Below are 22,812 nucleotides of genomic sequence, written 5' to 3' on the forward strand. Positions count from 1 at the left end.
CGACCGACCTGCCGTACACGCCGACGACCGAGACGATGCCCCCACTGGGGCAGGACGTGATCGCCTGGCGACGGATCGGCTCAGGTCGCTCCGGTCACCTCGGGCGGGATGCGCAACCCGCCGCGCAGGGCGCGCACCGCGGCGACCGTGAGGTCGCTGGTCCCCAGGGCGACCAGGCTCCGCCCCAGGGAGTCGGCCACCGCGTCCGCGGCCACGTGGAGTGACCGCGCGAGGGCCGGGATGTCGGTGACGCCCTCGACCACGAGGCCCAGGACGCGGAGGTCCAGAGCGGTGAGGCCGCGCAGGTCGCCCGGTGGGCACAGGAGCACCGCGGCGGAGAGGTGGTCGAGGTCCGGGCGGGCGACGTCGAGCGCGGTGACCCGGATCAGCTGCTCGCCGCCGGTCCCCGGTGCCGGGGCGAGGAACGAGGTGTACGCGCCGCCGACGGCCAGCTCGTCAGCGGCGACCCCGAGGATCGGTGAACCCGGCGTCAACAGGCGGTCGTCCGGCAGACCTGGCAGCGGCAGGACGTCGCCCCCGCGGGTGAGGACGGCGCCGGCGCCGGCGGTCCCGACGATCCGAGCGGTCTCGGCGATGTCCCGGGTCCGGTCCAGGTCGTCGGCGATCACCGTGGTGGCGGCCGCGACGACCCTCCGGTCAGCCCGGCCCGGTCGCGACGGATCGTCGGAGAGCAGGCTGAGGAAGCCGACGTGCCGGCCGTCCGCCGTGACCAGCGGGGCCGCCAGACCCTGACGGAAACCTGCCGGGAGCAGGTGGTCGGCCCACGCGCGGACCTCGCACAGGGGGCTCGGGATCTCGCTGGCCAGCATCGGCGGACGGTGCCGGTTGAGGCCCAGCAGGTCCACCTCCTCGTCGGCCTCCGGACGCCGGAAGTAGGCGACGAGTGCCTCGGCCGGACCGGTGGTGGCCAGCGGGACGTGGGTCTGCCGCTCGGGGTCGCGCAGGGCGAGCCAGCCGGTGTCGAAGGGCAGGATCCGCCCGAGCTCCTGCAGGTGCTCGGCAGCCCGTTCCCGCACGGTGGCGGACGATGCGACGCCTGCGACCTCCGACCACACCCGGTGGAGCTGCGGTTCGCTCCCGCTCGTCACGGCTCACCTCCCTGCGCGGGGCACGGCTCACAGACTCCCCGTGTAGATCACCGTCTCGGCCAGCACCCGCACCTTGACGTTGCTGTTCTGGCTGTGCGTCACGAGCATCGCGAAGGCCTGATCGGCCGTGAGCTGGCGCTGGCACATCAGGATGCCGATCGCGATGCCGATCTGCCGGTTGGTGGCCACCGCCTGCTCCAGGTGGGCCGCCCTGTCCTCCGCCGATCGGACCCGCGCGTGCAGCTGGTCGAGTTCGGCGAGGACGGCGAAGCGGTGCACGGGCGCGGCCGGCGCCTCCCCTGACGGGTCGACGGTCATCGTGTCCTCGCCCTCCTGCTGTGCGACCGGTGTGCGGATGGGCCGGCGCGTCGTCTCCTGCACGCCGTGGACCTCTCCTGCGACGGACGCCAGGGTGCGGGCGCGTTCCGGCGTCCGGAATCGGCAGAGCGACCGATCCGCGCCTCCGGGGGTGGGCGGGACGGGGTCCGGCCCTCGTCCCGGCTGACGATGCCGAGCTCCCAGAGGGGTGCGCCGGCCGACGTGGCGACGGCGCGCAGGCCACCCCGTGTGCGCGCACTCCCGGCGCGGTCGAACCCCCGGGTGGACGTCGACCGGCCCGGGATCGGCATGTCTGCCGATACCGGACACCCCGCCGCGCCGGGTGCAATCGAGGTCCCGACCCGAGCCGGGCACGGGACCACCCTGACGAGGAGGCAGCGTGAAGGCAGTCGTGTACGACGGGCCCCGGCAGGTCAGCGTCAAGGACGTACCGGACGCGCGGATCGAGCGACCGACCGACGTCCTGGTGCGGATCACCTCGGCGAACATCTGCGGCTCGGACCTGCACATGTACGAGGGCCGGACCGACTTCGAGACCGGCCGCTGGTTCGGGCACGAGAACCTGGGCCAGGTGGTCGAGGTCGGCGACGGGGTCGACAAGGTGCGGGTGGGGGACTGGGTCGTCCTGCCGTTCAACATCGCCTGCGGGCACTGCAAGAACTGCGAGCGGCAGCTCACGAACTACTGCCTGACCGCCCAGCCGGAGCCGAAGATGGCCGGCGCCGCCTACGGCTTCGCCGACATGGGCCCCTGGGCCGGTGGGCAGGCGGAGCTGCTGCGCGTGCCCTGGGGTGACTTCAACTGCCTGCGGCTGGGTGAGGACGCCGAGGAGCGCCAGACCGACTACGTGATGCTCGCCGACATCTTCCCGACCGGCTACCACGCCACCGAGATGGCCGGCGTGAAGCCCGGCGACCAGACGGTCGTCTACGGCGCCGGCCCGGTCGGGCTGATGGCCGCTCTCTCGGCCACCATCCGGGGGGCCGGCAAGGTGATGGTCGTCGACCGGCACCCCGACCGGCTCAAGCTGGCCGAGTCGATCGGCGCGATCGCCATCGACGACTCGAAGGTCGACCCGGTGCAGGCCGTCCTCGAGCAGACGATGGGGCTGGGCGCGGACAACGGCTGCGAGTGCGTCGGCTACCAGGCGCACGAGCCCGACGGCCAGGAGCAGGCCGACCTGACGATGAACCGGCTGGTCGCCTCGGTGCGGTTCACCGGCACGATCGGCACCGTCGGCGTCTACGTGCCGCAGGACCCCGGCGCCAGCGACGAGCTGGCGAAGCAGGGCAAGCTCGCCTTCGACTTCGGCATGTTCTGGTTCAAGGGCCAGCACATCGGCAGCGGCCAGGCACCGGTCAAGAAGTACAACCGGCAGCTGCGCGACCTCATCGCCGCGGGCAAGGCCGAGCCGTCGTTCATCGTCAGCCACGAGCTGCCGCTGGACCAGGCGCCGGAGGCCTACGAGCACTTCGACAAGCGGGACGACGGATGGACGAAGGTCGTCCTGCACCCGGCGATGGCGGGGAGCTGACGTGGCCGGAGAGCTGAACGGACGGCGGGTCGCGATCCTGGCGGCCGACGGGGTGGAGCGCGTCGAGCTGGAGCAACCCCGTCGGGCCCTGGAGGACGCCGGCGCCCGCACCGTCGTCGTCTCCATCACCAGCGGTGAGATCCAGGCGCGCGACCACGACCTCGAGGACGCCGGCACCTTCGCGGTGGACCAGCTGGTCGGCGCGGCGTCGGTCGACGACTACGAGGCGCTGCTCCTGCCGGGCGGGACGGTGAACCCGGACAAGCTGCGGATGGAACCCGCCGCGGTGCAGTTCGTCCGGGACTTCGTCCAGTCGGGGAAGCCGGTCGCCTCGATCTGCCACGGCCCGTGGAACTTCGTCGAGGCCGACGTCGCGCGCGGCCGCCGGCTGACCTCGTGGCCGAGCGTGCGCACCGACCTGCGCAACGCCGGGGCCGAGGTGGTCGACGAGCAGGTCGTCACCGACGGCAACATCACGACGAGCCGGTCGCCCGACGACCTGCCGGCCTTCTGCGAACGCATCGTGCAGGAGTTCGCGCGGGCCCCGCAGGCCGCCGCCACGGGAGGTCGGGCATGACCACGTCCATCGGGAACGTGGCGTCCCTCGCCGCCCGCGCCGGCGGGAGCGTCGTCCGCCAGGTGCGGTCGGCCATCGACCCGTCCACCGCCCGGCCGGCCGGCGCGGGCCGGCCGGCGTCCGGGTGGCTCGTGGTGACCGTGTTCCGCGAGCCGCCCGACGTCGACACCGCGCGGCTGCCCGCCCCCCTGGCCGAGCTCGGCGACCGGATCGAGGTCCGCGTCCGCCCCGCCGCGGACGGCAAGGGCACCGAGCTGGCGGCCCGGCTGCGCGACCGGCCGCCGCCGGGCACCGCCCTCGGCCGGTTGAGCGGCAGCGACCCGCAGGCCGACCTGCGGTCCGCGCTGCGCCGCGCCAAGCAGCTCATCGAGGTGGGTGAGGTGCTCGCGGTGGACCCGGCGCCGCACGGCAGGCGGACGGCGACCCCCGGCGGCGTGCTCCTGGAGGCGTGGACCCGGATGGCGCCCAGGGCAGGTGTCCGATGAAGGCGGTGACCTGGCGCGGGGTCAACGAGATCGGCGTCGAGGACGTCCCCGAGCCCACGATCCTCAACGACCACGACGTCATCCTCGAGGTCGGCCTGTCGGTGACCTGCGGCTCCGACCTGCACCTGCTGGGCGGCTACATCCCCGCCATGCGTGCGGGGGACGTGCTCGGGCACGAGTTCATGGGCACGGTCGCCGAGGTCGGGCCCGGGGTGACCAAGCACCGGGTCGGTGACCGGGTGGTGGTGGCCTCGTTCATCGGCTGCGGGCAGTGCTGGTACTGCAAGCAGGAGCTGTGGTCGCTGTGCGACAACGGCAATCCGAACCCGGGGATCACCGAGGCGCTGTGGGGCCAGTCCATCGGCGGCTGCTTCGGCTACTCGCACGCGATGGGCGGCTGGGCGGGCAGCCACGCCCCCTACATCCGGGTGCCCTACGCCGACCAGGGCGCATTCACCATCCCCGACGGCGTCTCCGACGAGCGGGCGCTGTTCGCCTCCGACGCCGCACCCACCGGCTGGACCGGGGCGCACCAGGCCGAGGTCCGGCCGGGCGACGTCGTGGCGGTGTGGGGGGCCGGAGGCGTGGGCCAGATGGCCGCCCGCGCGGCCATGCTCATGGGCGCCGAGCGGGTCGTCGTCATCGACCGGTACGACAACCGGCTCGACCAGGTCCGCACGCACGTCGGGGCGGAGACCCTCGACTACGAGGAGGTCGACGTCCCCGCGGAACTGCGGGAGATGTCCGGCGGGCGCGGTCCGGACGTCTGCATCGAGGCGGTGGGCATGGAGGCGCACAGCAACGGCCCGCAGTACCTCTACGACCAGGTCAAGCAGCAGTTGCGGCTGCAGTCGGACCGGCCGACCGCCCTCCGGGAGGCCATCTACGCCTGCCGCAAGGGCGGGACGGTGTTCGCGCTGGGGGTGTTCGGGGGCCTCGTGGACAAGTTCCCGATGGGGGCGGTGATGAACAAGGCGCTGACCCTGCGCGGCGCCCAGCAGCACGGGCACCGCTACATCCCGGAGATCCTCGAGCGCATGAGCCGGGACGAGGTGCGGACCGAGCACCTGGCCACCCACGTGATGTCCCTGGACCAGGGGCCACGCGGGTACGAGATGTTCAAGAACAAGGAGGACGGATGCGTCCGTGCCGTCTTCCGTCCGGGTGGCTGAGGCGCCGACCGGCGGCCCACCGTACGGCCCGGCGACGAGCCGTACGGTGGGCCGGCGCCGGGCCCCCGCCGATCCGGTGCGGGGCGACCCGGTGAGCGCCGCACCCCGCCCGACGGCGGTGGGGGCGGGCCCACGGCCGACGATCCTGTCGTGGCGCCGCCTGCTGACCTGCCTCGGCGGCGGGGTCCTCGCCGCCGCGCTGACCACGGTCGCCGGCGTCCCCGAGCTCGCGGCCCTCGTCGGCTGGGCCGTCGCCGCCGGCGGCCTGCTGTTCTGGGTGTGGCGGATCAGCTGGCCGCGCGACGCGGAGGGGACCAAACGCCTGGCCGAGGAGGAGGGGCAGACCCGGGTCACGGACACGGCCGTGCTGGGTGCGGCGGTGGCCAGCCTCGCCGCCGTCGTGGAGGCCCTCGTCCGGTCCGGCTCCGGGGACGCCGTCGGGGTCGCCACCGTGGTGCTCGGCGTCCTCGTGGTGATCCTGTCGTGGGCGCTGGTCAACACGGTCTTCGCCCTCAAGTTCGCGCGCCACTACTACGCCGGTGGCGACGGCGGCATCGACTTCGGCCAGCGGGAGCCGCCTGCCTACAGCGACTTCGCCTACGTCGCGTTCACCGTCGGGATGAGCTTCGCGATGCCGGACACCCAGGTCGAGGACACGTCGATCCGCAAGGTCGCCCTCGGGCACGCCCTGCTGTCCTACCTGTTCGGCACCGTGGTGATCGCCGTGGCGGTGAACCTGGTGACCAACCTGGGGCAGCAGGGATAGCGCCGGGGTGACGGCCGACGCGGTCGACCAGGCCGCTCTCCCTCGGGGGAGCGGCCTGAGTCGTCTCCGGTTCCGGTTGGCGCCGGTGTCATCAGCGGCAGGGCGCCCATGCGGTCACCGGCCTCGCGACTCGAGCGGCACGCACCGGCACTGCAGAGGTCCTCGAGCCTTGGATCCAGGGCAGGCGGGGACCGCCGGCGAGGCGCGCGCACCCGCCGGCGTCTCCGCCTACCGCTCCGTTCCGGGACCGGCGTCTCGCGACTGTTGACCACGCCTCATGTGAGGTGCTTCACTCGGAACCGATAGTTTCCGGAAGTTCCTGCACCACTTCCGGGCCTTCCTCGCGCCGGCCCGGCGCCCCTCCCCGAGGAGAACCACGACGCAATGAGCCGACGACGCCTCGCGGCCGGGACGACCGTCCTGGGCCTGCTCGCACCGCTGGGGGTGGGCCTCGCGCCCTCGGCCGCCGCCGCCCCGGCGACGGTGCACGAGACCGGCTTCGAGGACGGGACCAGCGGCTGGTACGGCCGCGGCTCCTCCGCGGCCGTGACCACCGACGTGGCCCGCACCGGTGCGCACAGCCTCCTCTCCAGCGGTCGCACCCAGGCCTGGCAGGGTCCCGGCGTCAACGCCCTGCCGTTCATGCCGGCCGGCACCTACGACGTCGCGGCCTGGGTGCGGCTGCCGGCGGGTTCCGGCAGCGACCAGGTGACCCTGAGCGTGAAACGGGTCAGCGGCGGCGCGACCGCCTACGAGACGGTCGCCTGGCAGGTCGCGGTGAGCGACGCCGACTGGACCCTGGTCACGGGCGAGTACACCCACGCGACGGACAACACCGAGCTCGAGCTGTACCTCGAGAGCCCGGACCCCACGCAGAGCTTCTACGTCGACGACGTCACGGTCGTCGGCGAGGCCGCGGCGCCGAGCGAGCCGGGCACCATCCAGCCGGTCAGCAGCGACTTCGAGAGCGGCCTGCAGGGCTGGGGCCCGCGCGGTGACGCGCAGGTCGCCACCACGACGTCCGACGCGCACGGCGGCACCACCAGCCTGCTGACCACCAACCGGTTGCAGGGGTGGCAGGGGCCGACCCTCGACGTCACCGAGAGCCTGGCCGTCGGCAGGACCGTGCAGATCTCCTTCTGGGCGAAGCTGGCTCCTGGGCAGTCGGCGACGTCGGCGTCCCTGAAGGCCTCCATCCAGCGCGACCGCGCCGGCGCCGCCACCGGCTACGACAACGTGCCGGGCGCCAGCGCCGTCGTCACCTCCGACGCGTGGACGGAGATCACCGGCCGGTACACCCTCGGCGCGCCGATCGACACGGCGCAGCTCTACGTCGAGGGCGACGCGAACGTCAGCTTCCTCATCGACGACGTCTCGGTCGCCGAGTTCACCGAGACGCCGATCCAGGACGTGCCGGCCCTCCAGGACGTCCTCGGGAGCCAGGGCTTCGAGCACGTCGGCGTCGCCATCGACCAGCGGGAGACGGTGGGCCGGGCGTCGCAGCTGGTGCAGCGGCACTTCAACGCCTTCACCCCGGAGAACGACGGCAAGCCCGCCGAGATCCAGCCGACCGAGGGGACCTTCACCTTCGGTGACCTCGACGCCCTGCTCGACCACGCCGACGCCACCGGCGTCCAGGTGTACGGGCACGTGCTCGCGTGGCACTCGCAGACCCCGGACTGGTTCTTCAAGGACGGGAACCGCGACCTGACGAACAGCCCCGCGGACCAGGCCCTGCTGCGCGCCCGCATGGAGGCGCACATCAAGGCGATCGCCGACCACGTCAACGCCCGCTACCCCGACGGGAACAGCCCGATCTGGGCCTGGGACGTCGTCAACGAGGTCATCAACGACAGCGACAACGCCAACCCGCACGACATGCGCGACAGTCGCTGGTTCCAGGTGCTGGGCGAGACGTTCGTCGACGACGCCTTCCGCTTCGCCGACAGGTACTTCCCGCAGGCCGAGCTGTTCATCAACGACTACAACACCGAGATGCCGACGAAGCGAGCGGACTACCTGTCGCTGATCGCCGCCCTGCAGGAGCGGGGCGTGCCGATCGACGGGGTGGGCCACCAGGCGCACATGGACTTCGCCCGCCCGGTGCAGTGGCTCGACGACTCGCTGACCGCCGTGGAGCAGCTCGACCCCTCCCTGCTGCAGGTCATCACCGAGCTGGACATCAGCACCTCGGCCGAGAACCACGGCGCCGACGTCAGCAGCGGCGCCACTCCGCAGCACCGCCCCGGGATGGCCGACCAGGACGAGGCCGAGACCGAGAACGGGTACTACTACCGCGACCTGTTCGACATGCTCCGCAGCCACTCGGACTCCATCGAGTCGGTGACCTTCTGGGGCATCAGCAACGCCCGCAGCTGGCTGCGGACCTGGCCGGCCGCTCGGCCGTGGGAGGCGCCGCTGCCCTTCGACGACGACCTGCAGGTGACCCCGGCGTACTGGGGGATCGTCGACCCGTCGCAGCTGGCGGAGCGCCCGTCCGACCAGCTGGCCCCGCGCGTCGCCGGTCACGACCCGGTCTCCGCGACCTCGTCGGGCGCCGCCGGTGCGAAGGTCTCGTACACGGTCACCGCCGGTGACACCCGGGACGGCGCGGTGACGGCGACGTGCGCGCCGCCCTCGGGGTCCCGGTTCCCGATCGGCACCACCGAGGTCACCTGCACGGCGACCGACGCGGCCGGGAACACGTCCAACCCGATGACCTTCGACGTGGTGGTCACCCGACGCGCACCAGGACCACGCGCCTGAACCAGGCGCACCGCACGACCGGCCCCCGACCACACCCGTGGCCGGGGGCCGGTCCGCGTGTGCGGCTCTGCCGCGGCCGCAGGGGCCGGTGTCCCCTCGGCAGCCGGCCGCCGCGGCGCCCGTCGGGTTGCCGCGCCGCCGGCTCACCGCCCGCGGCGACCCGGCGGCGCGAGGGATCCGGGGAACGGCCGAGCGAGGTCGCCGATCCCCTGCGCCGGTGGCCGGCACCCGCGGGGGCAGTCGAACCCGACGGCCACCCCGTCCACCCAGCCCACGGCGGCCGATCGGCCGCAGCGCGGGCAGGTCTCCCACGTCACTCGTTCACTCGACACTCGGGGATCCCCGGTCACGACGCCGGTCGGCGACAGATGGAGGAGTGCCCGACCGGCGCCTCGTGCCGGGGTCTCCTCCCCGGGGCGAACGAGGAGTACCCGCGGACGGCGGTGCGGGAACGTCGGTCTTGACGCGGCTAACGACGTTAGCCACACTGGCTAACGTCGTTAGCTGGATGAGGAGGGTGTCATGGCCGAGAGACTGTCCGCCGACGTCGACATCGATGCGACACCGCAGCAGGTGTGGGACGTGCTCACCGACCTCGCCGGATACCCGGCGTGGAACCCGTTCATCGTGCGGGCCGAGGGAGCCGTGGCCCCGGGGGAGAGGCTGACCCTGAGGATGCAGCCGGCCGGCGGCCGCGCGGTGACCCTGCGGCCCCGGCTGGTCGAGGTCGACGTCGCACGGCGCCTGCGGTGGCGCGGCAGGCTGGGCGTGCCCGGCCTCATGGACGCCGAGCACACCTTCACGCTGGAGCCGCGGGGGAGCGGCACCCGGCTCGTGCAGCAGGAGGACTTCAGCGGCGTCCTCGTCCCGTTCCTGGCCGCGTCGCTGCACCGGGGCACGCTGCCCGCGTTCGTGGCCATGAACGAGGCGCTCAGGACCCGGGCCGAGCGAGCCGCGTCGCAGCCTCGTGGCTGACCCGCTCTCCCCGCGTGCCCGCGAGATCGTGGCCGTCGCCCGCGAGGTCCTGGAGCGGGAGGGGCCGGACGCGCTGACCATGCGCCGGATCGCCGAGGTCCTCGGGATCCGGGCCCCGTCCCTCTACAAGCACGTGCCGGGGAAGGAGGCCCTGGAGGTCGCCATCACCACCGCGGGCTTCGAGGAGGCCGCCGCCGCGTTCGAGGCGGCCACCGACGGCGCGGCCGAGCCCCTCGCCGCCTTCGTCGTGGCCTACCGCGCCTTCGCCCGGGCGCACCCGCACCTGTACCGGCTGATGACCGACCGCCCGCTGCCGCGGGCCGACCTCCCCCCGGGGCTGGAGGAGCGCACCGCCGCGCCCCTCCACCGGGCCACCGGCAGCCCCGCCCGGGCCCGCGCGGCGTGGGGGTTCATCCACGGCATGGTCCTGCTCGAGCTGACCGGCCGGTTCCCCGACGACGGGATGACCGAGCAGGCCTGGCAGGCCGGGATCGCCGCGATGCGCCGCCGGGACTGAGCACACCGCCGCCGAGCCACTCCACACCCGCCGTTCCCGTCCTCGAGGAGACCACCGTGGACGTCCTCCGGTCCGCCCGCAGCGCCGCCGACCGCAGCGGCACGGGAGCCCGCACGCCCCGGATGCGGAGGCGCTCCGTCCTGCAGGCGAGTGCCTGCACCGCCGTGGCCGCGGTGGCCGGGAACGCCTTCGTCGGCAGGGCGGCGATGGCCTGGTTCCGGGGTCTCACCGCTCCGCGGGGGCAGCTGCCGCTGCCGGCCTTCCTGGTCGTCGGCGCGCTCTACTACGGGGTCATCGGCTACGTGCTGGCGCGGAGCATCGACCGTCGCGACACCCGGAGCACCGCGTGGAGCCTGGCGGTCCTCGCCGGGAACGAGGCCTGGAACGGGGTCTTCTTCGGCCGGCGGAGCACCCGCGCCGGCTTCGTCGGCCTGTGCGCCTTCACCGTGCCCGTCCTGGCCCTGCAGCGATCGGTGGCCGGGGACGTGCCGTCCCGTCGCGCCCTGGCCCCCTACACCGCGCACGTCCTCCTCTACGACCTGCCCTGGACCTACCGGCTCTGGCGGCTCAACCCGACCGGTGCCCGCCGTCCAGGGTGAGCACGAGCTCGCGGAACGGCCGGTCCCCGGGCCCGGTGAAGTCCCGGACGGGGCGGAAGCCGGCCGACCGGCACAGGCCGAGCGACCGCTCGTTGAAGGTGGCGACGGCGGCGCGGACGGCCGACGTCGCCCCGAGGTCGCGGGCCAGGGCGACGACCTGCGCGACGAGGTGCGTCCCCAGGCCCCGGCCCGTGACGTCCGGGTGCACGCCCATGCCGACGTCGACGGTGCCCGGGACCGGCTGCTGCCCGCGCACCCGTGCCTCGGGGCCGACCACCGCGAAGGCCAGCACCCGGCCGTCCGCGTCGACCGCCGGGTAGTAGCCCGCGCCGTCCGCGGTCCGGGCGGTGAACAGGTGCGGGTTCCGCGGGTCGGAGTCGTAGAGGTCGAACGGCGGTGGGTAGGCCCAGCTCGCGACCTCGGTGGCCTCCTCCTCGGTGAGGGGCCGGCGCAGGAGGGTGAGCACGGAACCGACCGCTACTCGCGGACGACCCACACCTCGGCGGGTCCCTCGGGGGTGTCCCGCACCTGCACGGGCTGGTAGCGCTCGTAGACCCCGAACCACCGGGGGCCGTCGTAGACCAGCACCGACGACGCGAGCAGCTCGGGCCGTACGTCGTCGACCTCGCCGTGGCGCGGTCCGCCCCAGTGGAAGACGAGCGGCATGCTGCGCAACCTAGTCGTTCGGACCGGGGGACGGGCGCCGTCCCGGCCCGGGGGCCGGGATACGGCACCGATGTGTTGCCCAGGTCACACCGCAGGTCGATGCTGCCCTGCATGACCTCGAAGAAGCGATCGGGCCCCTCGGTCGAGGAGGCGCCGCAGTCGACGGGCAAGGTCGACACCGCCTGGTACGAGCGCGAGATCGCCCGCCTGCAGGTGGAGCTGGTCAAGCAGCAGGAGTTCATCCGCGCCCGGGGACTGCGGGTCGTCGTCGTCTTCGAGGGCCGCGACGCCGCCGGCAAGGGCGGGGCCATCCAGCGCATCACCGAGACGCTCAACCCGCGGGCCGCCCGCGTCGTCGCGCTCGCCGCGCCCACCGAGCGCGAGCGGGGGCAGTGGTACTTCCAGCGCTACGTCCCGCACCTGCCGACCCGTGGCGAGATGGTCCTGTTCGACCGGTCCTGGTACAACCGCGCCGGCGTGGAGCGGGTCATGGGCTTCTGCACCGACGAGGAGTACGAGGAGTTCCTGCGCTCCTGCCCGGAGTTCGAGCGGATGCTGGTCCGCAGCGGGACCATCCTGGTCAAGTACTGGTTCTCGGTCAGCGACACCGAGCAGGAGAAGCGGTTCCAGGCGCGGCTGAAGGACCCGACCAAGCGCTGGAAGCTCAGCCCGATGGACCTCGAGGCCCGCAACCGCTGGGTCGACTTCTCCCGCGCGAAGGACGCCATGTTCGCCGCCACGGACATCCCCGAGGCGCCGTGGTGGGTCGTCGAGGCCGACGTGAAGAAGCGCGCCCGCATCAACGTGATCACGCACCTGCTCGGTCAGGTGCCCTACGAGGACCTCACCCCCGACCCGCCGACGCTGCCCCCACGGCCGCCGAACACCGACGACTACGTGCGGCCGCCGAAGGACGACCAGAACATCGTCCCCGACGTCGTCCCGTGACCTGACCCGGCCGGCCGGGTGGCCCGGCCGGCACCGATCGGATGACGGCGGCGCGCTGACCGCGCACGGTGCTTGCGCAGGTCGGCAGACTGCCCTGGTGATCGAGAGCGCCGACGCCGCCGGGCCGACGTCCCCGGCCCCCGCCGTCCCGGCGCCCGTCCCCGCCCCCTCCGACGACACGCTGCTGGTCCCCGGCGAGACGTGCTGGCGGATCGAGCGGGCCGACCGGTTCGCCGTCTTCGTCGACGCCGCCGACTACTTCGCCACCCTCAAGCGGGCGGTGCTGCGCGCCGAGCGGCGGGTGCTGTTCATCGGCTGGGACTTCGACCCCCGCATCCGCCTCGACCCCCGCAGCCCCGGCCCCGCCCGCGAGGACCGGCTGGGCCGGGTGCTCGAGCGGGCGGTGCGCGCCAACCCCGAGCTGGAGATCGGCGTGCTGCAGTGGGACCTCGGCATGCTGGTGGCGCTCAACCGGCGGATGGCACCGATCGTGCTGCTCAACCGCCGCACCCCCGACCGGCTGCGGTTCAGCATCGACACCCACCACCCGATCGGCGGTGCCCACCACCAGAAGATCGTCGTCATCGACGACTGCCTGGCCTTCGCCGGCGGCATCGACGTCACCGCCGACCGCTGGGACACCTCCGAGCACCGGGACCGGAACCCGCTGCGCCACCGGCCGCACACGACCCGGCTGCGCGGCGCCTGGCACGACGTGACCAGCCTGGTGTCCGGCCCGGCGGCCCGCGCCATCGGCGACCTGGCCCGGGAGCGCTGGGAGAGCGGCACCGGCGAGCACCTCGAGCCGGTGGCCGACGTCGAGCCGTGCTGGCCCGACGTCGAGACCCTCCTCACCGACGTCGACCTCGCCGTCTCCCGCACCCGGCCCGAGCACGGCGGCGCCGAGCTGGTCCACGAGATCGAGCTGCTGTGGCTGGCGGTGATCGCCGCCGCCCGGCGCGCCGTCTACATCGAGACGCAGTACTTCGCCAACCGCCGGATCGCCGAGGCGATCGCCGACCGGCTGGGCGAGGACGACGGCCCGGAGTTCGTCGTGCTCAACCCGCGGTCGGCCGAGAGCTGGCTGGAGACCAAGGCGATGGACACCGCCCGGGCCAAGCTGCTCGCGCTGGTCCGGGAGGCCGACCGGCACGACCGGTTCCGGCTGCTGGTCCCGGTCACCGAGGAGCGGGAGCCGGTGTACGTGCACGCCAAGGTCACCGTGCTCGACGACCGGCTGCTGCGGATCGGCTCGTCCAACCTCAACAACCGGTCGATGGGCCTGGACACCGAGTGCGACGTGTCGGTCGAGGCGCGCACCGGCGACCCGCGCGAGGCGGAGTTGCGGGCGGCGGTCGCGGGCATGCGCCACCGGCTGCTCGGCGAGCACCTGGGCGTGGACCCCGAGGAGGTGGCCGCCGCCGTCGAGCGCTCCGGCGGCTCGCTGGTGCGCGCCGTCGACTCGCTGATGCGGCCCACCGGCCGGTCGCTGGTGCCCTTCGAGCCCCCGGACCTCGCCCCGGTGGAGCGGCTGCTGGCCGAGACCGAGCTGCTCGACGCGGAGCACACGCCCAACCGCTGGCGCCGGGTCAAGCAGGCCTTCGGCGGCCGCCGCCGGCGCCAGCGGGGCTGATCGTCGTTCCCGGTCCACGGTGCCGGGTAGGGCGCGGGGCATGAGCGGCTCAGCGACCTTCGACTTCACCGGCTCGGTCGTCCTCGTCACCGGCGGCGGGACGGGCATCGGCCTGGCGATCACCCGGGCCTTCCTCGACGCCGGCGCCACGGTCGTGGTCACCGGCCGGCGGCGGGAGCCGCTGGAGTCCGCCCTCGACGGCGTCCCCGCCGAGCGCGGGGCGGCGCTGCCCGCCGACGTCTCCGACCCCGCCCAGGTGCGGCAGCTCGTCGCCGACGTCGTCGGCCGGTTCGGCCGGCTCGACGTCGTGGTGAGCAACGCGGCCGGCTACGCGAGCGGGGAGGTCACCGACCTCGCCGACGACGCGTGGGAGCAGATGCGCGCCACCAACGTCGACGCGTTCTTCCACCTCGCCAAGGCCGCGCTGCCCCGCCTCGCGGAGTCCGGCGGCACCCTGGTCGCCGTCTCGTCGGTGTCCGGCCTGCGGGGCGACTGGGGGCAGGCCGGCTACAACGCCACCAAGGCCGCGGTCACCAACTTCGTCCGGTCGCTGGCGCTGGACTGGGGCCCGCGCGGGGTGCGGCTCAACGCCGTCGCGCCCGCCTTCACCTTCACCGAGCTCAACGCGGACGCGCCCCGCGACGAGGAGTCGCTCGCGCCCTTCCGCAACCGCATCGCACTCGGCCGGCCGGGTGAGCCCGAGGACATCGCGCCGGCGGTGCTCTTCCTCGCCTCGGAGGGCGCCCGGTACGTGACGGGCGCGGTGCTGGCGGTCGACGGCGGGACCAGCGCGTCCACCGGACAGGCGCACGTGTGACCGCGCGGACGGCGTCGGACCGGCTGGCGTTCGTCGCGGGCGTGGTGGCCGCGGCGCCGGGGGAGCGGGTGCTCGAGGTCGGGTGCGGGCACGGCGTCCTGGTCACCGCGCTGGCCGCGGCCGTCGGGGCGGGCGAGGTGGTCGCCGTCGACCGGTCGGCGCGGATGGCCGAGGCGGCGATCCGGCGCAACCGGGCCGCCGTCGACGCCGGCCGGGTCCGCGTGCTGGCCGCGCCGCTGCTCGCCGCCGACCTCGGGGGCGGGCGGTTCGACGCCGTCGTCGCCGTCGACGTGCGGGCGTTCTGGACGCCGCCCGCCCCCGAGTGGGACGTCGTGGCGCGCACGCTGGCCCCCGGCGGGCGGGTCGTCGTCGGCTTCTCGGTGATGCGCCCGGAGGACCGCGAGCGGGTGACGTTCGCGGTCGCCCGCCTGGCGGGGGAGCGGGGGCTCGCGGTCGCCGCGACGGTGGAGGCGGCGACGGCGCCGTACGCGACCGCCGCGGTCGAGTTGCGGGCTCCCGCGCGCGGGTAGGTGAGGGCGACCCGACGACGGAGGACCCGTGATGACCGACGACCTGCCCGGCGACCTCTACGGCTACGAGACGCTGCTGACCGACGACGAGCGCAAGGAGCTGACCGGCATCCGGCGCTTCCTCAACGAGGAGGTCCGCCCGCGGGTCAACGACGCGTGGGCGGCGGCGGAGTTCCCGATGGACCTGGTGCCCCGCTTCGCCGAGGCGGGCATGGTCGGGCGCAGCTACGACCTCGAGCACCGGCCGCGCGCCTCGCGGCTGTTCACCGGGTTCATCGCCCTGGAGACCGCGCGGGTCGACCCGTCGATGGCCACCTTCCTCGGCGTGCACAACGGCCTGTCGATGGGCTCGATCGTGCTGCTGGGCTCCGACGAGCAGCGCGCCCGCTGGGTGCCCGACATGGTGGCGCTGCACCGGATCGGCGCCTTCGCCCTCACCGAGCCGCACGGCGGTTCCGACGTCGCCCGCGGGCTGGAGACGACCGCCCGCCGCGACGGCGACGAGTGGGTGATCGACGGCGCCAAGCGCTGGATCGGCAACGGCACCTTCGCCGACGTCGTGGTCGTGTTCGCCCGCGACGTCGCCGACGACCAGGTCAAGACGTTCGTCGTCGAGAAGGGCACCCCCGGCTTCACGCCATCGAAGATGGAGGGCAAGTACGCGCTGCGCACGGTGCAGAACGCCGACATCGTGTTCGACGGGTGCCGCGTCCCGGCGGCGAACAAGCTCGAGCACGGCAACTCGTTCAAGGACGTCAACCGGGTGCTCAAGCTCACCCGCGGCGGCGTCGCGTGGTCGGCGGTGGGCTGCCAGATGGGCGCGTTCGAGGCGGCCATCGCCTACGCCAAGGAGCGCGCGCAGTTCGGCCGCCCGATCGCCGGGTTCCAGCTGGTGCAGGACCTCCTCGCCCGCATGGCCGGCAACGTGACCGCGAGCCTGGGCATGGCGGTGCGGGTGTCGCAGCTGCAGGAGGAGGGCGTCTTCCGGGACGAGCAGGCGGCGCTGGCCAAGTCGTTCGTCACCGCCCGGGCCCGCGAGACCGTGGCGCTGGCCCGCGAGCTGTTCGGCGGCAACGGGATCCTGCTGGAGAACGACGTCGTGCGGTACTTCGCCGACGCCGAGGCGCTCTACTCCTACGAGGGCACCCGCGAGATCAACAGCCTCATCGTCGGCCGGGCGCTGACCGGGGTGAGCGCCTTCGTCTGATCGGCGGCGGCCCGAGTGAGCGGTTGCGGTCGGCGACCCGCGCCGACACGCCGTGTCGACCGGCGACGACTGCTCACTCGGCCGGGCGAGCCCGTGCTCTCCGGCTGCACGGGCGGGCCGGCCCGGCCGATGACCTCCCGGACGGGCGGGACCACCGCCCGCGCGAGGGAGGGGTGCGGTGGCCGCGCAGTCGGTGCTCGTCGTGGAGGACACCGCGGAGATCCGCGAGCTGGTCGCGACGGTGCTCACCGGGGCCGGGCTCGAGGTCCGCGCCGTCGGCTCCGCCGCCGAGTGCCTGGCCGAGGTGCGCCGGCGCGCCCCCGACCTCGTGGTCCTCGACCTGGGGTTACCCGACGGGGACGGCACCGAGGTCTGCCGGCAGCTGCGCGCCGAGAGCGGCTGCTACGTCCTCATGCTGACCGCGCGCGCGGAGGAGGTCGACCTGCTCGTCGGCCTGGCCGTCGGCGCGGACGGCTACATGGCCAAGCCGTTCTCCCCGCGCGAGCTCGTCGCCCGGGTACAGGCGATGCTGCGCCGTCCGCGGGCGGTCCCGGCGGCCCCGCCGGCGGCCGACGCCGTCGTCCGGCCCGCCGACCTCGAGGTCGACGAGGACAGCCGCGAGGTGCGCGTCGACGGCGCCGTCGTCGACCTGACCCGCACGGAGTTCGACCTGCTCGCGGCGCTGGCGTCGCGGCCGGGTCGGGTGCTGCAGCGCGAGACGCTGCTGCGCGAGGTGTGGCGGACCGACTGGGCCGGCAGCCTGCGCCTGGTGGAGGCGCACATGTCCAACCTGCGCCGCAAGCTGCAGGCCGCCGGGCTGTCGGCGGCCGAGATCCGGACCGTCCGCGGGGTGGGCTACCGGCTGGTGGCCTGACCGTCGCGGGGCGCCGGCACGGTGCCGGCGGCCTCGGCGAGCTCGGTCACGAGGGTGCGGGCGACGACGCCGCGGCGGGCCTGGCGGGCGATGGCCCCGGACAGCCGGGCGACGGCGGGGTCGCCGAGCTGCGCGCTGCTGCCGGCCAGCGCGCCGGCGTCGGCGGCGAGGGTGCGGGCGTCCCCGGCGCGGGCGGCGCGGTCGATGGCGGCCAGCCGGCCCGGCAGGGCGTCGGCGTGCGCGGCGCGCAGCCGCTGCACCAGGGCGGGGTCGACGGCGGGGGGCTCGACGGCGGCGAGGTCGGGTCCGGCCGGCGCGGCCGTGGCGCGGTCCTCGAGGAAGGCCAGCAGGCGGGCGGGCAGGTCGCCGTCGGTGACGATCGTGGTCCGTCCTGCGGTCGCGCCGTGCTCCGTGCTCACGCCGGGGAGCCTGCCACCGCCTCCGCAGCGCCGGCGCGGGACCCCCGCACGATCGGCGCAAGACCGGTGTGCTCAGCGGGGCAGGACCAGCGTGGCCGTGGTGCCGCGGCCCTCGGTGCTGACCAGCTCCAGCCGGCCGCCGTGCGCGGTGGCGATGGCCCGGGTGATCGCCAGGCCCAGCCCCGCGCCGGGCACCGACCGGCGCACGTTCGACGCGCGGGTGAAGCGGGTGCCCAGGCCGGCCTGCTCGGCGGCGGGGATGCCGACACCGGTGTCGGTGACGGCCACCCGCACCTCAGGACCCGCTTGCTCGACGCCGATGTGGACCCGCCCGCCGCGGGGGGTGAACTTGACCGCGTTGGACACCAGGTTGTCCAGCGCCTGGCCCAGCCGAACGGCGTCGCCGGGCACGACCGGGCCGGCTGCCGGGGCGCGTGCGGTCAGGGTCACGCCCGCGGCGGCCGCGGTGACCCGCGCGGACTCCTCGGCGGCGCGCACCAGGGCGCCGAGGTCGGCCTCGCCGGGCTCGAGCGGGAACCGGCCGGCGTCGACCTGGGCGGTGAACAGCAGGTCGCCGACCAGCCGCTCGAGCCGGGCGGCGTTGCGCGCGACGACGTCCAGGTGCCGGCGCGGGCCGGCGCCGAGCCCGGGGTCGTCGAGGACGAGCTCGAGGTAGCCCAGCACCGAGGTCAGCGGGGTGCGCAGTTCGTGGCTGACCAGCGCCACGAACTGGTCCTTGAGCCGCTCGGCCTCGCGGGCGTCGGACACGTCGGTGCCGACGAAGGTCCAGCCGCCGGAGCCGTCGTCGTCGGCCCGCGGGGTGACCGCCACCGACACCGTGCGGCGGGTGCCGTCGGCGGCGACGTAGGTCCAGTCGCGGACGTCGCTGCCCCGCTCGGCGGCGGCGCCCACCAGCGCGGACAGCCCGCCGCCGGCGAGCTCGGTGGGGTCGTGGAAGTCGGTGATCCGCCGCTGCCGGACGACGTCGGCACGCGGGAGGCCGAGCAGCCGCTCGGCACCGGGGTTCCACACGCGGACGACGCCGTCGCGGTCGGTGCCCACGACCGAGTGCCGGGTGATCGCGTCGACGACGCCGGTCATCGTGGCGGCCCGGGCGCGCAGCATCCGGGTGGCGACGGCGAGCTCCTCGCCGCGGTCGGCGACCAGCGCGGCGAGCGCGGCCCGCTCGGCCTCGAGCTCGGCCACCCGCGCGCGCAGCGCGGCGAGCTCGGCCCCGGTCCCGGTCACGGGGGAGGGGTCGGCCCGTCCGGCCCGCGGCTGCAGCCGGCGCGCGGCCGGGTCACCCGGCCAGGGGAGGGCCGGACGCGGCAGCGCCCCGCCGGGCGGACCCGGCGGGGCGCTGCAGGTGGTGCGGGGTGCGGCTAGGAGCTGGTCGCCTGGCTCTGCACGGACTCGCGGGACTGCTGGGCCTGGCCCTGCACGTCCTGCGCGGCCGACTGGCCCTCCTGCTTGACCGTCTGGGCGGCGTCCTGGGCGGTGCCCTTGACCTCCTGGACGGCCTGCTGGGCGGCCGGCTTGAGCTGCTCGCCGACCTCCTGCGCGGCCTGCTTGGCCGGGGCGAGGAGCTGGTCCTTGTGCTCGCGGACCGCGGCCTCGGCCTGCTGGGCCAGCTCCTGCTCCTTCTGCGTGGCCGGCAGCAGGCTGCTCACCAGCCAGCCGACGCCGAAGGCGATGAGACCGGCCGCGAGGGGGTTGCCCTGCGTCTGGCGGATCACCGCGTCGGGCGCCTGCTGCACCGCCGAGGCCGCCTGCGAGGCGGCGTCCTGCACGGTGCCCGCCGCGCTGGACGCGGCGCCCTGCACCGAGCCGGCCACGTTCTGCGCCGTGCCCTGCACGCTGCCGGCCACGTTGGACGCGGTGCCCTGCACCGAGCCCATCGCGTTGTGCGCCGCGCCGCCGGCCGAGGAGCGGCCGTGGTGGGCCGAGCCCATCACGGCGTCCTTGGCGCGCGAGAAGCGGCCCTTGGCCGCGCTCATGCGCCGGTCGACGACGCGGGCCGGGTTGACCTTCTCGTTGAGGGCGTCGACGTCGTAGCTCAGCTCGCGCCGCGTCTCCTCGATCTGCCGCCGGATGACTTCCGGGTCACTGCTGGTCATGTCTGCTCCAGAGAGGTGGGGGGCCCGCAGGCCCGCGGGTCAGTTGGGCTTGAGGGCGCCGGGGACCTGCTGGAGGGTGTCCACGGTCCGTTCGGGCTTCGGGTTGACCTGCCGGAACTTCTTGCGGCCCATGGCGAAGGCGACCGCGCCGATGATCCCCCAGAGGACGGCCACGATCAGCGCCGACCAGCTGTGGCCCACCAGGTGCGACAGCGCCCACCACAGCGCGATGCTGAGGAAGATCACCGTCATCAGCCCGGCGAGGCCCGCGGCGCCGAACATGCCCGCGCCCTGGCCGGCCTTCTTGGCCTCGACCCGCATCTCGGCCTTGGCCAGCTCGAGCTCCTGGCGCATGAGCACCGAGAAGTCCTTGGTGACCTCGCCGATCAGCTGACCGACCGAGACGCCGTCGACGTCGGGCCGGCCGGCCTCGGTCGTCGGGGTGCCGAGGTCCCCGGCGTGCGCGCCCGTCGAGGCGCCGTAGGACTGGTCGGTGTAGGCGCTGCTGCCCTGGCCCTGGTCGTAGGTGGGCGGGACGGCGTAGTTGGCCTGCGGGGGCTCCGGCGGGTAGCCCGACTGGCCGCTCACCGGCGTCGCGCCGGAGTACGGGGAGGACATGGCTCAGACCCCCGTGCCCGGACGGCGGGTCGGGTCGTCCCAGCCGGCGGGCGTCGTCGGGGGCACGACCCCGCCGGCCGGCGGCGTCGTCCCGTACGGGGGAGGCGGCAGCGGGGTGCCGGTGGTCGACGGCGTCTCGCCGTACCCGCCGGTGGTCCCGTAGCCGCCCGAGGTGGTCGTCTCGTAGGTGGTCGTCGTCTCGTAGCCGGAGTAGGCCGGCGCCGGGTCGACGTAGTTGCTGGTGCCGTAGGTCGTCGTGCCCTGCTGCCGGCCACCCGAGGAGGAGCCGTCGCTGTGCGCGGCCTTGACCCCGCTGGTCAGCCGGCCGGCGAGGACACCGGCGAGGGCCGCGCCGAGGAGGAAGCTGCCGGGACGGCGCCGCGCGAAGCTGCGGACGTCCTCGAGCAGGTCGCCCGGCTCGCGGTTCTGCAGCATCCGGGCGAACTCCTCGACCCGGCCGGCGCCCTGCTCGATCAGGTCGCGGGCGGGGCCGGGTGCCGGCGCGTTGCCCTGGACCATGCCGCGCAGCTGCTCGGCGAGGCTGGACAGGCTCTGCCCGGCCTTCTGCTGCTGGGAGACCACCTGCTGGCGCACCTGGGTGCGGCCCTGGTCGACCAGGCCCTGGGCCTGGTACTTCGTCTCCGAGACCACGTTCTTCGCCTGGTCGGCGGCGGTCGAGGCGACCTGGCTGCCGGCCTGCTTGGCGGTCTCGCCGACGTTGCGGGCCTCGTCCTTCGCGACGTCGGAGGTGGACGGCGACCCGGTGGTCGTCGTGGTGGTCGTCGAGGTCGTACTCGTGTCCCCGTAGCCGGTCGCGCCCGAGCTGGGCGGCGGCGGGAGGGGAGCGTCGATGGAGTGGGTCATCGTTCCTCCTGAGTGGATCTCGGTCGGCGGTTCGCTACCCGGGAATGGATCACGCACACATCGCCGGGCGACGACCGTCGCCCGGTCGTGTGCGGGTGGAGCCCGGTCTGCACCCGTGCGGGTGCCGGCCGGTGAGCCGTGGGGAAGTGCGGTCGGGCGCCGTCGGGACCAGCGGCGCGTCCGGTGACGGCGCCGGGGACGGCGTCGTTCCCGCGGGCCACCGGCTACCCGGACGGCGGGGTACGGAAACCGGGCCGGGCCGCCCATCGGACGCAGGTAAGGTGAGCCTTCCCTGATCCGAGGAGGGCCCGTGGCCGACCAGAACCCGCGCCGCCGGCGCACCCCCCGCACCGGCACCGTGGTGCGCACCACCCGGCCGACGCCGCACGTCGTCCGCGTCGTCCTGGGCGGGGACGGGCTGGCCGGGTTCGCCCCGCAGCACACCGACTCCTACGTCAAGCTGCTCTTCCCGCCCGCCGGGGCGCCCTACGCCGCGCCCTTCGACCTCGACGAGGTGCAGGAGCGGCTGCCCCGCGAGCACTGGCCCTCCACCCGCACGTACACGGTGCGCTCCTGGGACGCCGCGGCCGGCGAGCTGACCATCGACTTCGTCGTCCACGGCGACGAGGGCGTGGCCGGGCCGTGGGCACTGGCCGCGCGGCCGGGCGACACCCTGCAGATGTTCGGTCCCGGCGGCGCCTACACCCCTGCCGCCGACGCCGGGTGGCACCTGCTGGCCGGCGACGAGACGGCGCTCCCGGCGATCGCCGCCGCGCTCGGCGCACTGCCCGCCGACGCCCGCGCGGAGGTCTTCGTCGAGGTCGCCGGGCCGGAGGAGGAGCAGCCGCTGCCCGGTGGGCCGGGGGTGCGGGTGACCTGGGTGCGCCGGGGCCCCGCGCCCGGGGTCGCGCTGGTGGCCGCCGTCGTCGGGGCCGACCTGCCCGGGGGCGACGTCCACGTGTTCGTGCACGGCGAGGCCGGTGCCGTCCGCGAGCTGCGCCGCTTCGTCCGGTCCGGGCTCGGCGTGCCGCGGGAGCGGATGTCGGTGTCGGGTTACTGGCGGCTGGGCAGCACCGAGGACCGCTGGCAGGCCGAGAAGCGCGAGTGGAACGCCGCCGTCGAGGCCGAGGAGGTCGGTCTCGGCGTCGCCTGACCCGGGGGGGGGGGGGGGGGGGGGGGGGGGGGGGGGGGGGGGGGGGGGGGGGGGGGGGGGGGGGGGGGGGGGGGGGGGGGGGGGGGGGGGGGGGGGGGGGGGGGGGGGGGGGGGGGGGGGGGGGGGG

At 74.8% G+C, this 22,812-nt stretch carries 25 protein-coding genes; 16 read left to right on the forward strand and 9 right to left on the reverse strand.

The window, feature by feature from the left end; translation table 11 throughout:
- Positions 1–80: 80 nt before the first annotated feature.
- Together ACI79O_RS07585 and ACI79O_RS07590 are read right to left on the reverse strand one after the other, a co-directional pair.
- Positions 81–1,037, reverse strand: a complete 957-nt coding sequence (locus ACI79O_RS07585) for a helix-turn-helix transcriptional regulator (RefSeq protein WP_456913718.1) — start codon at positions 1,035–1,037, stop codon at positions 81–83.
- A 99-nt stretch (positions 1,038–1,136) separates the two neighbouring features.
- The gene (locus ACI79O_RS07590) at positions 1,137–1,490 is read right to left on the reverse strand and encodes an ANTAR domain-containing protein (protein WP_456913719.1); all 354 of its coding nucleotides are present in this window, start codon (positions 1,488–1,490) and stop codon (positions 1,137–1,139) included.
- Positions 1,491–1,827: 337 nt separating this feature from the next.
- On the opposite strand from ACI79O_RS07590, the gene ACI79O_RS07595 reads away from it, so the two are divergent.
- The 9 genes from ACI79O_RS07595 (at position 1,828) to ACI79O_RS07635 (ending at position 10,839) form a co-directional block, all read left to right on the forward strand.
- On the forward strand, positions 1,828–2,982 hold the full coding sequence (locus ACI79O_RS07595) for a glutathione-independent formaldehyde dehydrogenase (protein WP_456913720.1): 1,155 nt from the start codon (positions 1,828–1,830) through the stop codon (positions 2,980–2,982).
- Between the two features lies 1 nt (position 2,983).
- The gene (locus ACI79O_RS07600; protein WP_456890632.1) at positions 2,984–3,559 is read left to right on the forward strand and encodes a type 1 glutamine amidotransferase domain-containing protein; all 576 of its coding nucleotides are present in this window, start codon (positions 2,984–2,986) and stop codon (positions 3,557–3,559) included.
- Positions 3,556–4,044: a hypothetical protein gene (locus tag ACI79O_RS07605; RefSeq protein ID WP_456890631.1), complete on the forward strand. Its 489-nt coding sequence runs from the start codon at positions 3,556–3,558 to the stop codon at positions 4,042–4,044. The genes ACI79O_RS07600 and ACI79O_RS07605 overlap by 4 nt, the downstream gene beginning before the upstream one ends.
- Positions 4,041–5,216: a zinc-dependent alcohol dehydrogenase gene (locus tag ACI79O_RS07610; RefSeq protein ID WP_456913721.1), complete on the forward strand. Its 1,176-nt coding sequence runs from the start codon at positions 4,041–4,043 to the stop codon at positions 5,214–5,216. Before ACI79O_RS07605 ends, ACI79O_RS07610 begins: the two co-directional genes overlap by 4 nt.
- A 91-nt stretch (positions 5,217–5,307) precedes the next feature.
- Positions 5,308–5,982, forward strand: coding sequence for a DUF1345 domain-containing protein (locus ACI79O_RS07615; RefSeq protein WP_456913722.1), 675 nt, complete (start codon positions 5,308–5,310; stop codon positions 5,980–5,982).
- A gap of 384 nt (positions 5,983–6,366) precedes the next feature.
- Entirely contained in the window at positions 6,367–8,748 is a 2,382-nt protein-coding gene (locus ACI79O_RS07620; RefSeq protein ID WP_456913723.1) for an endo-1,4-beta-xylanase, read from the forward strand.
- A gap of 522 nt (positions 8,749–9,270) precedes the next feature.
- A complete protein-coding gene (locus tag ACI79O_RS07625; RefSeq protein WP_456890627.1) occupies positions 9,271–9,723 on the forward strand; it encodes an SRPBCC family protein in 453 nt (150 codons plus the stop codon).
- The gene (locus tag ACI79O_RS07630) at positions 9,716–10,240 is read left to right on the forward strand and encodes a TetR/AcrR family transcriptional regulator (protein WP_456913724.1); all 525 of its coding nucleotides are present in this window, start codon (positions 9,716–9,718) and stop codon (positions 10,238–10,240) included. The genes ACI79O_RS07625 and ACI79O_RS07630 overlap by 8 nt, the downstream gene beginning before the upstream one ends.
- 56 nt (positions 10,241–10,296) lie before the next feature.
- The gene (locus ACI79O_RS07635; RefSeq protein ID WP_456913725.1) at positions 10,297–10,839 is read left to right on the forward strand and encodes a TspO/MBR family protein; all 543 of its coding nucleotides are present in this window, start codon (positions 10,297–10,299) and stop codon (positions 10,837–10,839) included.
- Here the strand turns inward: ACI79O_RS07635 and ACI79O_RS07640 are convergent.
- Together ACI79O_RS07640 and ACI79O_RS07645 are read right to left on the reverse strand one after the other, a co-directional pair.
- Entirely contained in the window at positions 10,808–11,305 is a 498-nt protein-coding gene (locus tag ACI79O_RS07640) for an N-acetyltransferase family protein (RefSeq protein ID WP_456913726.1), read from the reverse strand. The genes ACI79O_RS07635 and ACI79O_RS07640 overlap by 32 nt on opposite strands.
- A gap of 11 nt (positions 11,306–11,316) precedes the next feature.
- The gene (locus ACI79O_RS07645) at positions 11,317–11,505 is read right to left on the reverse strand and encodes a hypothetical protein (RefSeq protein WP_456873556.1); all 189 of its coding nucleotides are present in this window, start codon (positions 11,503–11,505) and stop codon (positions 11,317–11,319) included.
- 111 nt (positions 11,506–11,616) lie between these two features.
- On the opposite strand from ACI79O_RS07645, the gene ppk2 reads away from it, so the two are divergent.
- The 6 genes from ppk2 to ACI79O_RS07675 all read left to right on the forward strand — a co-directional run bounded on the left by ppk2 (position 11,617) and on the right by ACI79O_RS07675 (position 17,514).
- On the forward strand, positions 11,617–12,453 hold the full coding sequence (gene ppk2, locus ACI79O_RS07650) for a polyphosphate kinase 2 (RefSeq protein WP_456873555.1): 837 nt from the start codon (positions 11,617–11,619) through the stop codon (positions 12,451–12,453).
- Between the two features lie 97 nt (positions 12,454–12,550).
- Positions 12,551–14,086 (forward strand): phospholipase D-like domain-containing protein, encoded by a 1,536-nt coding sequence (locus tag ACI79O_RS07655; protein WP_456913727.1) that lies wholly within the window; start codon positions 12,551–12,553, stop codon positions 14,084–14,086.
- 40 nt (positions 14,087–14,126) lie between these two features.
- Positions 14,127–14,903, forward strand: a complete 777-nt coding sequence (locus ACI79O_RS07660) for an SDR family NAD(P)-dependent oxidoreductase (RefSeq protein ID WP_456890622.1) — start codon at positions 14,127–14,129, stop codon at positions 14,901–14,903.
- Positions 14,900–15,433, forward strand: a complete 534-nt coding sequence (locus ACI79O_RS07665; RefSeq protein ID WP_456913728.1) for a methyltransferase domain-containing protein — start codon at positions 14,900–14,902, stop codon at positions 15,431–15,433. Before ACI79O_RS07660 ends, ACI79O_RS07665 begins: the two co-directional genes overlap by 4 nt.
- Positions 15,434–15,464: 31 nt before the next feature.
- On the forward strand, positions 15,465–16,640 hold the full coding sequence (locus ACI79O_RS07670; protein ID WP_456890620.1) for an acyl-CoA dehydrogenase family protein: 1,176 nt from the start codon (positions 15,465–15,467) through the stop codon (positions 16,638–16,640).
- Between the two features lie 178 nt (positions 16,641–16,818).
- Positions 16,819–17,514: a response regulator gene (locus tag ACI79O_RS07675; protein WP_456913729.1), complete on the forward strand. Its 696-nt coding sequence runs from the start codon at positions 16,819–16,821 to the stop codon at positions 17,512–17,514.
- Here ACI79O_RS07675 and ACI79O_RS07680 read toward each other — a convergent pair.
- The 5 genes from ACI79O_RS07680 to ACI79O_RS07700 form a co-directional block, all read right to left on the reverse strand.
- On the reverse strand, positions 17,496–17,933 hold the full coding sequence (locus ACI79O_RS07680) for a hypothetical protein (protein WP_456890618.1): 438 nt from the start codon (positions 17,931–17,933) through the stop codon (positions 17,496–17,498). The genes ACI79O_RS07675 and ACI79O_RS07680 overlap by 19 nt on opposite strands.
- A 72-nt stretch (positions 17,934–18,005) precedes the next feature.
- A complete protein-coding gene (locus ACI79O_RS07685) occupies positions 18,006–19,181 on the reverse strand; it encodes a sensor histidine kinase (RefSeq protein WP_456913730.1) in 1,176 nt (391 codons plus the stop codon).
- Between the two features lie 134 nt (positions 19,182–19,315).
- The gene (locus tag ACI79O_RS07690) at positions 19,316–20,050 is read right to left on the reverse strand and encodes a DUF3618 domain-containing protein (RefSeq protein ID WP_456873547.1); all 735 of its coding nucleotides are present in this window, start codon (positions 20,048–20,050) and stop codon (positions 19,316–19,318) included.
- Positions 20,051–20,089: 39 nt separating this feature from the next.
- Positions 20,090–20,668: a phage holin family protein gene (locus ACI79O_RS07695; protein ID WP_456890616.1), complete on the reverse strand. Its 579-nt coding sequence runs from the start codon at positions 20,666–20,668 to the stop codon at positions 20,090–20,092.
- A 3-nt stretch (positions 20,669–20,671) separates the two neighbouring features.
- A complete protein-coding gene (locus tag ACI79O_RS07700) occupies positions 20,672–21,532 on the reverse strand; it encodes a hypothetical protein (protein ID WP_456890615.1) in 861 nt (286 codons plus the stop codon).
- A gap of 310 nt (positions 21,533–21,842) precedes the next feature.
- On the opposite strand from ACI79O_RS07700, the gene ACI79O_RS07705 reads away from it, so the two are divergent.
- Positions 21,843–22,685 (forward strand): siderophore-interacting protein, encoded by an 843-nt coding sequence (locus ACI79O_RS07705; RefSeq protein WP_456913731.1) that lies wholly within the window; start codon positions 21,843–21,845, stop codon positions 22,683–22,685.
- Positions 22,686–22,812 lie beyond the last annotated feature (127 nt).

The sequence above is a fragment of the Geodermatophilus sp. SYSU D00696 genome (assembly GCF_054050235.1).